Source organism: Caballeronia sp. (assembly GCF_028292365.1).
Lineage (GTDB): Bacteria > Pseudomonadota > Gammaproteobacteria > Burkholderiales > Burkholderiaceae > Caballeronia.
This window is the reverse complement of record NZ_JAQGMM010000194.1, coordinates 1-8,399: the sequence shown is the minus strand read 5'-3', so window position 1 is coordinate 8,399 and position 8,399 is coordinate 1. Positions and strand designations below refer to the sequence as shown.

9 protein-coding genes are annotated in these 8,399 nt (G+C 59.3%); 5 read left to right on the top strand and 4 right to left on the bottom strand.

The features are described 5' to 3' along the window. Together JWR14_RS11910 and mgrA are read right to left on the bottom strand one after the other, a co-directional pair. On the bottom strand, positions 1-354 hold a 354-nt coding region (locus tag JWR14_RS11910), incomplete at its 3' end, for an FAD-binding oxidoreductase (protein ID WP_299706316.1). A gap of 645 nt (positions 355-999) precedes the next feature. Continuing rightward, a complete protein-coding gene (gene mgrA, locus JWR14_RS11905) occupies positions 1,000-2,043 on the bottom strand; it encodes an L-glyceraldehyde 3-phosphate reductase (protein ID WP_299706313.1) in 1,044 nt (347 codons plus the stop codon). 248 nt (positions 2,044-2,291) lie between these two features. Here mgrA and JWR14_RS11900 point away from each other — a divergent pair, with 248 nt between their 5' ends. Both JWR14_RS11900 and JWR14_RS11895 read left to right on the top strand, forming a co-directional pair. After that, the gene (locus JWR14_RS11900; RefSeq protein WP_299706310.1) at positions 2,292-3,137 is read left to right on the top strand and encodes a mechanosensitive ion channel domain-containing protein; all 846 of its coding nucleotides are present in this window, start codon (positions 2,292-2,294) and stop codon (positions 3,135-3,137) included. A gap of 30 nt (positions 3,138-3,167) precedes the next feature. Beyond that, complete coding sequence (locus tag JWR14_RS11895; RefSeq protein WP_299706307.1) at positions 3,168-3,371, top strand: DUF3185 family protein; 204 nt, start codon at positions 3,168-3,170, stop codon at positions 3,369-3,371. Between the two features lie 18 nt (positions 3,372-3,389). On the opposite strand, the gene JWR14_RS11890 is transcribed toward JWR14_RS11895, so the two are convergent. Beyond that, positions 3,390-4,154 (bottom strand): phytanoyl-CoA dioxygenase family protein, encoded by a 765-nt coding sequence (locus tag JWR14_RS11890; protein ID WP_299706304.1) that lies wholly within the window; start codon positions 4,152-4,154, stop codon positions 3,390-3,392. A gap of 360 nt (positions 4,155-4,514) precedes the next feature. Between JWR14_RS11890 and JWR14_RS11885 the strand changes: the two genes are divergently transcribed. Then, positions 4,515-4,874: a hypothetical protein gene (locus JWR14_RS11885; RefSeq protein WP_299706301.1), complete on the top strand. Its 360-nt coding sequence runs from the start codon at positions 4,515-4,517 to the stop codon at positions 4,872-4,874. Positions 4,875-5,067: 193 nt separating this feature from the next. Here JWR14_RS11885 and metK read toward each other — a convergent pair whose 3' ends face one another. Continuing rightward, complete coding sequence (gene metK, locus JWR14_RS11880; RefSeq protein ID WP_299706298.1) at positions 5,068-6,255, bottom strand: methionine adenosyltransferase; 1,188 nt, start codon at positions 6,253-6,255, stop codon at positions 5,068-5,070. A 293-nt stretch (positions 6,256-6,548) separates the two neighbouring features. Here metK and JWR14_RS11875 point away from each other — a divergent pair, with 293 nt between their 5' ends. Beyond that, positions 6,549-7,433 carry a lipid A biosynthesis lauroyl acyltransferase gene (locus tag JWR14_RS11875; protein ID WP_299706295.1) on the top strand — a complete coding sequence of 295 codons (885 nt, stop codon included), beginning with the start codon at positions 6,549-6,551 and terminating at the stop codon, positions 7,431-7,433. A gap of 110 nt (positions 7,434-7,543) precedes the next feature. After that, positions 7,544-8,399, top strand: an 856-nt coding sequence (gene dapF, locus JWR14_RS11870; protein WP_299706292.1) for a diaminopimelate epimerase, incomplete at its 3' end; no start/stop codon positions are given.

The following is an 8,399-nucleotide window of genomic DNA, read 5'->3' as shown; positions in this document are numbered from 1 at the left end:
GCCCGTACCCGTCGACAACAGCCACAGCGTCTTGCCTGGCAGGAGGTTATCGGCGACCAGCGTACCCACTGGCTTTTTGCCGATCAACACCGGATCGCCGACCTTCAAATGCTGAAGACGCGACGTCAGCGGACCGTCCTGCACCTTGATGCTGAGAAATTCGAGGTGCTCTTCATAATTCGCGCTCGCCAGGCTATAAGCGCGGAGCAGCGGCTTGCCATCGACTTCGAGCCCGACCATGGTGAACTGGCCGTTTTCGAAACGGAACGCGGAATCGCGCGTGCAAGTGAAGCTGAACAGCGTGTCGGTCCAGTGATGGACGCTAAGAACGGTTTGAGGATTAAGGTTGCTCATGGCTTCATGGATAGTGCGGAATCAGGGCGGCGCAGTAGTGCGTTCCGGCGGCCGTTGTTTGGCTAACTTGGGCTCGATTCCGGCGACGACACCTCGAAGGCGCGACGAAAGCAATGCGTGATGCTAAAGCGGAATTTCTGGCGATAAGCGAGAACCGGGGCGATTGCTGCAACGACCCGCGCATTCGGAGCGAATGTTCCGCCGAATGTCGAATCTACTGCATTCCCCACTTGCGTCACGCGTAATTCGCTATTTTACCGCACGCGCGATTTCCGGGTTCAGGCGCCCTCGTTCTAAGCGCTGAACTGGAATGACCGGCCGATAGGAAGCTCGCAGGCTCATCCCGACCTGGCTCTTAGGGCTTGAGAAATCGGCTAACAGGCGAATATGAAGCGAAGCAAGCGTTCCGGAGTCCGCATGATAGCAACCTGCGCGCGCAGCAAGGCAAAGGCCCTGCTGCCGTCAGGCCGGTTTCGGCGAAACGGAAAGACAGTTGGCACTGACACCTACATGACCAGGCGGTTTTCACCCGGGCGTTGCAGCCAGCGTCGCGCTGGCCGTTAGTGTCGAAGCAACGTTGCGACTTCGATCACGAGTCAGGGAACGCAGCGATAACCGCGCCCCCTGATGCTCTTCGGTACGGCTTTAAATCCGCTGATCCGTCGATGGTTTTTCCCACAGGTTGATCCCGCCTTCGGTCGCGTGCTGATCGATTTCGGCGAGTTCTTCCTTCGAAAACTCCAGGTTTTTCAACGCGCCGACATTTTCCGTCACTTGTTCCGGACGGCTCGCGCCAATCAGCACCGACGTCACGCGTCCGCCGCGCAACGCCCACGCCAGCGCCATTTGCGCGAGGCTCTGACCGCGCCGTTGCGCGAGGTCATTGAGCTTGCGCACGTGCTCAATATTCTTCTCGCTCAAATGCTCCTGCTTCAGCGACCCGCCGCCCGGCTTGTTGACGCGTGCGTCAGCCGGAATGCCATTCAGGTATTTACCTGTCAGCAGCCCCTGCGCCAATGGCGTGAACGCAATACTGCCGGCCCCCACGTCGTCGAGCGTATCGAGCAGATCTTCCTCGATCCAGCGGTTCAGCATGTTGTAGGACGGCTGATGAATCAGCAGCGGCACTTTATGCTCGGCCAGCAGCTTCGCCATCTCGCGCGTTTTAGCCGATGAATACGACGAAATGCCCACGTACAGCGCCTTGCCCGAATGCACGGCGGTCGCCAAGGCACCGGCGGTTTCTTCGAGCGGCGTGTCGGCATCGAAACGATGCGAATAGAAGATGTCGACGTAATCCAGGCCCATGCGCTGCAGACTCTGATCCAGCGACGCCAGCACATACTTCCGCGATCCACCGCCCTGGCCGTACGGGCCCGGCCACATATCCCATCCCGCCTTCGACGAAATCAGCAATTCGTCGCGATACGGCCGGAAATCGTCCTTGAACAAGCGCCCGAAATTCGTTTCTGCGCTGCCGTACGGCGGGCCGTAGTTATTCGCGAGATCGAAGTGCGTAATGCCGAGATCGAACGCGGTGCGCAAGATGTCGCGCTGCGTGGAGATCGGCGTGGTGTCGCCGAAGTTGTGCCAAAGACCCAGCGACAACGCCGGCAACTTCAGGCCGCTCTTGCCGCAGGTGCGGTAAGTCATCTCTGAATAGCGTTCGGAAGCTGCTTCGTAAGCCATGACGGAATCCTCGATTTGGTGAACGGATAGTGGGGTGTGCGAGCACAGGCCAGCAACAATCGCGCGGTTCATGTCGTCTGACGTGCGCCGAGTCCGTCATGGTAGCGAATCGCGAGGACTTGCGTCGGCCTTGACCTGAAACACTTCAAGGCTATCCCGATATTCGGGACACGGCCAAATGGCCAGCAAGGGAACGATTGGGGGCCGGAGCCAGCCCAAACCTGTTCATTCGAATGAGGAGAGGTTTCATGGACCCGCTGGACAAATTACGGCCTGCCTACAATTTCTTGCTAACGGCAGGCGTGACCTATGGCTTCGACATCTTGATGGCCATACTGATTTTGCTGGTCGGCTGGTGGGTATCGAACCGAGTGGCGAACGCGGTGAAACGCGCGCTCGGCCGCACGAACGCTGACGCCACCTTCACGCCGGTCATGGCGAGCCTGGTGCAATGGGCGATCCGGGTAGTCGCCATTGTTGCGGCGCTGGGCAAGTTTGGCATTGCGGCGGCCAGTATCCTGACCGTGCTCGGCGCGGCCGGACTGGCTATTGGCCTGGCATTGCAAGGCACGTTGCAGAACATTGCGGCCGGGTTGATGCTGTTACTGCTGCGGCCGTTCAAGGTCGGCGACTACATTGAAGGCGCCGCCGCAACGGCTGGAACCGTTAACGAAATAGGCTTGTTCACCACCCGCCTGACGAAAAGCGACGGTGTCATCATGTTCGTGCCGAACAGCACGATCTGGGCGAACCCGGTCACCAACTTCACCGCGAACGACCGGCGTCGCGTGGTGCTGAATGTGATCATCCCGGAGGATCAAAGCATAGAAGAGTCGCTGGCGTCGCTGCATCGGATTGTGGAAACCGATCCGCGCATCATCAACGACGACAAGGCCAAACCGTGGATCGCTGTGTCGGAATACACCGATACCGGCGTGAAACTGAACGTCGCCGTCTGGACGAACCGGACTGATTACGCGAACGTGCAGGCCGACTTGCTGCGCCAGATCAAGCCGGGGATCAAGCCAGCCCCGAAGCCACCTGAGCCTCAACAAGCTGCCGCGGCGCTGGACTCAACGGCCAAGGCCCAATAAGCTGGCCGTCCGCACATTGAAGAGATTTTCATGACCAAGGCGATATCCATTGCACTGATCGTAGGCGGCATCGTGCTGCTGTATTTCGGCGGCCAGTCGTTCCATTCGCTGGGCAACGACGTTTCGCGTTTCTTCACCGGCGCGCCGACCAACAAGACAATCTGGCTGATCGCGGCAGGCGCGGTCGCCATGCTGGCCGGGTTGATCGGGCTGGCGATCCCGTCCAAGCGCTGACGCGTTCAGGATTACGCGTCAAATAAGCGGCACATCTTCCATCGACGCCGACCGTGTACCCGGCAACGGCAAGTTGCTGGCGCCACGGTAGGTGTAGACCAGCGAGAATTTCACCTGATCGGTGAGATTCTTGCCGGCCGAATGCAGCGTGTTGCAGTGGAAGAACACAACGTCCCCGGCATTCAGTTTCGGCGATACCGCGCTGCGAATCAGCACTTCGTTCTCGGGCAGGTCGGAACGGAAGAACTTGGCTTGATCGAAACGTTCGGACGTGAACGGCAATTTGTGCGACATCGGTACGAACCACAACCCGCCGTTCTCGACCGTCTCGTTACCCAGCGCAACCCACGCCGAAACGAGATCATCCCGCTCGAAGTTCCAGTAACGCACATCGCGATGCCAGCCGGTCAGGCTGCCGTAAGCAGGATGTTTCGTCATCACGCAGTTGTGGTGGGCGCGCGAAAGCGTCGGCGCCTCACCGAAATACACCTCCATCCAGCCACGCACATCGGGGGACGTAGCCCACGCGGCGAATCGTGGATCGCGCCCGTAGGCGTCGAGCAAGCGTCGCACGGTATGCCCACCGGGCGCATCTTTTGAATTCGGCGCGCCGGGATATTGCAGGTCGGCTTCAAACTCCACCGGCGCTGCCGCTTCTACCAACTGCTGCTGCGCCGCGTTGCGCATGGCTTCGCAGCGCTCCGGCGAAACGAGACCGGGCACCACCACGTAGCCGTTCTCACGTAACGCGCGGACTTGTTCCAACTTCGATTGATTCGGCATATCGACTCACAGGGAAAGCATCTGGCCGGCTGGCGTCATCAGACTGAAGAAAGCCGGCTAATTAGGGCGAATACATCAATTGTAAATCGCCATGGGCGTCCGGCGCTCCGTCCTGCAGGTTCTGGCCGTCGAACATCCGTGCGGGAAAATGCCGACTTCCGGCAGTAACATTTCTTCTATAACCTGCCGTCGTGCATTGAGAGAGCCCATCGAAAATTCCTTTCGATGAAGATCTATTAAATAAGTGCGCGCTTCAAGTTCGCAACTTTTATTGTGTTCAATCGATCAAACTGTTGAACGCTTTTTTTGATCCGACTAATGTCGGGTTGCAGCCATTGCGAACCCGAGCCTGTGAAATCCATGAATATCCGTTTCACGAATCGTCTTACCCGTGCCGCCGTCCGTGCTGCACGTCCCGCCGGCCGCAGCGTTGTTCGGGCCTTACGCCATCATTCCGCGCGCACTCAATTGCTCGCAGGACAATTCAGGAACACCCACCCCGTCGATGGCATTCGTTCCTGGTTTCACGGATTTTTTTCAAATCTGCGATTAAGGGCGGCATCGCGTCAGGCGGCATTTAAAGCGTTATTGCGAAAACCAACGCAATTACGCGCGCCCGTGGCTAAATTGAAATCGGCGCCCGGTGTTATTAATACGACAAGTCGTCGTCCGCGCAGGCTCTCGACCAGCGACGAATGGTTTGCGTTTGCTGCCCGCTGATTATTTCTGAAGACCCGAGAGCCTTGGTCTGGATCGGTTGCGCTCGTGCGTGCGCGGTTTTGCCGCTGTGACTGCGGCGTGAAGCAGCCTGCGTGCTCTGGTGGACAGGGTTGACGCCAACCGCGCAAACACAAAAGCCCGCTGAGCGTAATGCTCAGCGGGCTTTTTACATACTCAAACGCAAACCGGACGGTCAGGCCGTTTCAACAACCGGTTCCGTTCCGGCGGCTTCCGCCAGCAGCAGCGCCTTGTCCGTGGCTTCCCACGAGAATTCCGGCTCTTCACGGCCAAAGTGGCCGTACGCTGCCGACTTCTCGTAGATAGGACGCAGCAGGTCGAGCATCTGGATAATGCCCTTCGGACGCAGGTCGAAATGCTCGAGCACGAGTTCCTGGATCCTTGCATCCGGCACGCGGCCCGTGCCGAACGTGTTGACCATGACCGAAGTCGGACGCGCCACGCCGATTGCGTAGGACACCTGGATCAGGCAACGCGAAGCCAGTCCTGCCGCGACGATGTTCTTCGCGACATAACGGCCGGCATACGCTGCAGAACGATCGACCTTCGACGGGTCCTTACCCGAGAACGCGCCGCCGCCATGAGGCGCCGCGCCGCCGTATGTATCGACGATGATCTTGCGACCCGTCAATCCGCAATCGCCTTGCGGACCGCCAATCACGAAACGACCGGTCGGATTCACCAGGAACTTGATGTCGCCCTTAATAAGCTCCGGCGGCAGGACCGGCTTGATGATCTCTTCGATCACCGCTTCACGCAGCGCCTTCAATTCGATATCCGGTGCATGTTGCGTGGAAAGCACGACGGTGTCGATGCTATGCGCCTTGCCATCGACATAACGCACGGTCACTTGGGACTTTGCATCCGGACGCAGCCAGTTCAGGCGGCCGTCGCGACGCAGATTTGCCTGGCGCTCAACCAAACGGTGTGCCAAATGAATGGGTAACGGCATCAGTTCGGGCGTTTCGTCGCATGCGTAGCCGAACATCAGGCCCTGGTCGCCCGCGCCCTGATCGAGGTTGTCGTCATGAGCGGCGTCCACGCCTTGCGCAATGTCGCGCGACTGTTTGTCATACGCGACGAGCACCGCGCAACCGCGATAGTCGATACCGTATTCCGTATTGTCGTAGCCGATACGCTTGATGGTGTCACGCGCGACCTGGATGTAGTCGACGTTCGCCTGCGTGGTGATTTCGCCCGCCAGAACGACGAGACCGGTGTTGCAAAGGGTTTCTGCCGCGACGCGCGAATACTTGTCCTGCGCCAGGATGGCGTCGAGGATGGCGTCGGAGATCTGGTCGGCTACCTTGTCCGGGTGACCTTCGGAGACGGATTCAGAGGTAAAGAAGTAATTGTTTGACACGCTTCAGACTCCATTTGAGTACGGGTAAGTTGCTCACGTAGCCGACTTCGTCTGGAGTCTGAAGCGGCGACGCTTTAGCGGAAAACATGGTCCGGATAGCGCCGTTAAGCGCCATCCAGCTTCGCCCCGCAAGTTGTCCATTAACTCGGCGAAGGTTTTATTATAGCGGCTTCTCTAATTTGTCACAGAGCCGACCGTTTGCTGCCATCCAAGAAATACCCTCACCCGCGTCATGCCCGGAACGCTCCCCGGCAAAGTCGAAACCCCACCTTCCGGACCCTTGGGAGCGTTGCATGTTAGGTCGCACTGGCGTCGCCCTCGCAGTGGGCTTCCTGAAACTGCTCGCCCTGATTCCCTACGGCATCACCGCACGTTTCGGCGACGGTCTCGGCTGGCTGCTTTATCAAATTCCGAGTCACCGGAAACGGATTGTGCATATCAATCTCAATCTGTGTTTTCCCGAGTGGACGCCTGAGCGCCGGGAAGAAGTCGCCCAGAAGCATTTTCGGCACGCGATCCGCAGTTACGTCGAGCGCAGCGTGCAATGGTTCGGTTCGGCGGAGAAGCTCACCAAGCTGATCCAGGTGGACAGCGAAGTCGATCTCCTCGATCCCGACATGCCACCCACGTTGTTGCTCGGTTTCCACTTCGTCGCGATCGAGGCAGCTTCGGTGTGGATCAACTACTCGCTGCACAGGCCCTGCGGATCGCTGTATCAGCCGATGTCGAACAAAGCGCTCGACGACATAGCGAAGAAGCAGCGTGGCCGTTTCGACGCCGAAATGGCGAGCCGTGCCGACAGCGCGCGGATCGTGCTGCGCTGGCTACGGGACCGCAAGCCCGTCATGCTTGGCGCCGATATGGACTACGGCATGCGCAATTCCACCTTCGTGCCGTTTTTCGGCGTGCAAGCGTGCACGCTGACTGCGGTCGGCCGCCTGGCGAAGACCGGACATGCGCAAATCATGCCCTTCGTGGGCGAAGTGCTGCCGAACTACAAGGGTTACCGGCTGCGGGTATTCAAGCCCTGGGACAACTACCCGACCGGCGACGACGCAGCCGACGCCCGCCGCATGAACGCATTCCTTGAAGATCAGGTCCGGCTGATACCGGAGCAGTACTACTGGGTGCACAAGCGCTTCAAGACGCGACCGCCGGGCGAGCCGGGCTTTTATTAACGGGCTGATGCCAGTCTGCGGGAAACAATGGGCAATGGCGGCAAAAGTTCGGGGTCATCGGCCATTCGGTCTAGTGCATGCCCTTGCTGCGCGTCACTTACAATAGCGGCATGAAACTCGAATTCACCAAAATGCACGGCGCGGGCAACGACTTTGTCGTGCTCGACGGCTATTCCAAACCGCTCTCGCTGAGCGGGGCGCAAGTACGCGCGCTCGCAGACCGGCATTTCGGCGTCGGCGCCGATCAATTGCTGCTGGTCGAGAAACCAGACATTGAAGGCGTTGATTTCAAATACCGCATCTTCAATTGCGACGGCGGCGAAGTGGAGCATTGCGGCAACGGCGCGCGCTGCTTTGTGAAGTTTGTACGCGACCGGGGCCTCACCAGCAAGACGAGCGTTCGGGTACAGGTACACCACGGCGTGATCGTGCTGACCATGCAAGAGAACGGCGACGTGGTAGTGGACATGGGACGCCCGGAGTTCGAACCTGCTTTGGTGCCGTTCACCCCGGAAGGATTGCAGGGCCGCACCGAAGGCGCCGACACGCTCTGGCCGCTCGACGTGCAAGCAGAAACCCGCTGGATTTCGGTGGTATCCATGGGGAATCCCCACGCCGTACAGATCGTGGCCGACGTGGAAAATGCGCCGGTACCAATTGAAGGCCCGGTGATCGAACATCACGCGCGCTTCCCGAATCGAGTGAACGCCGGATTCATGCAGATCGTGAACCGTAGTGCGGTAAAGCTGCGTGTTTTCGAGCGTGGCGCCGGCGAAACATTAGCATGCGGCACCGGTGCATGCGCCGCGGTTGCTGCCGGTATCCGGCGCGGTCTGCTCGACTCGCCGGTGCAGGTCCAGACCCACGGCGGCATGCTGACCATCGCTTGGGATGGCGCGCACAACGCCGAGGCGCCGCTCTTCATGGCTGGCCCCGCCACCACCGTATTCGAAGGCGAGATCGAGC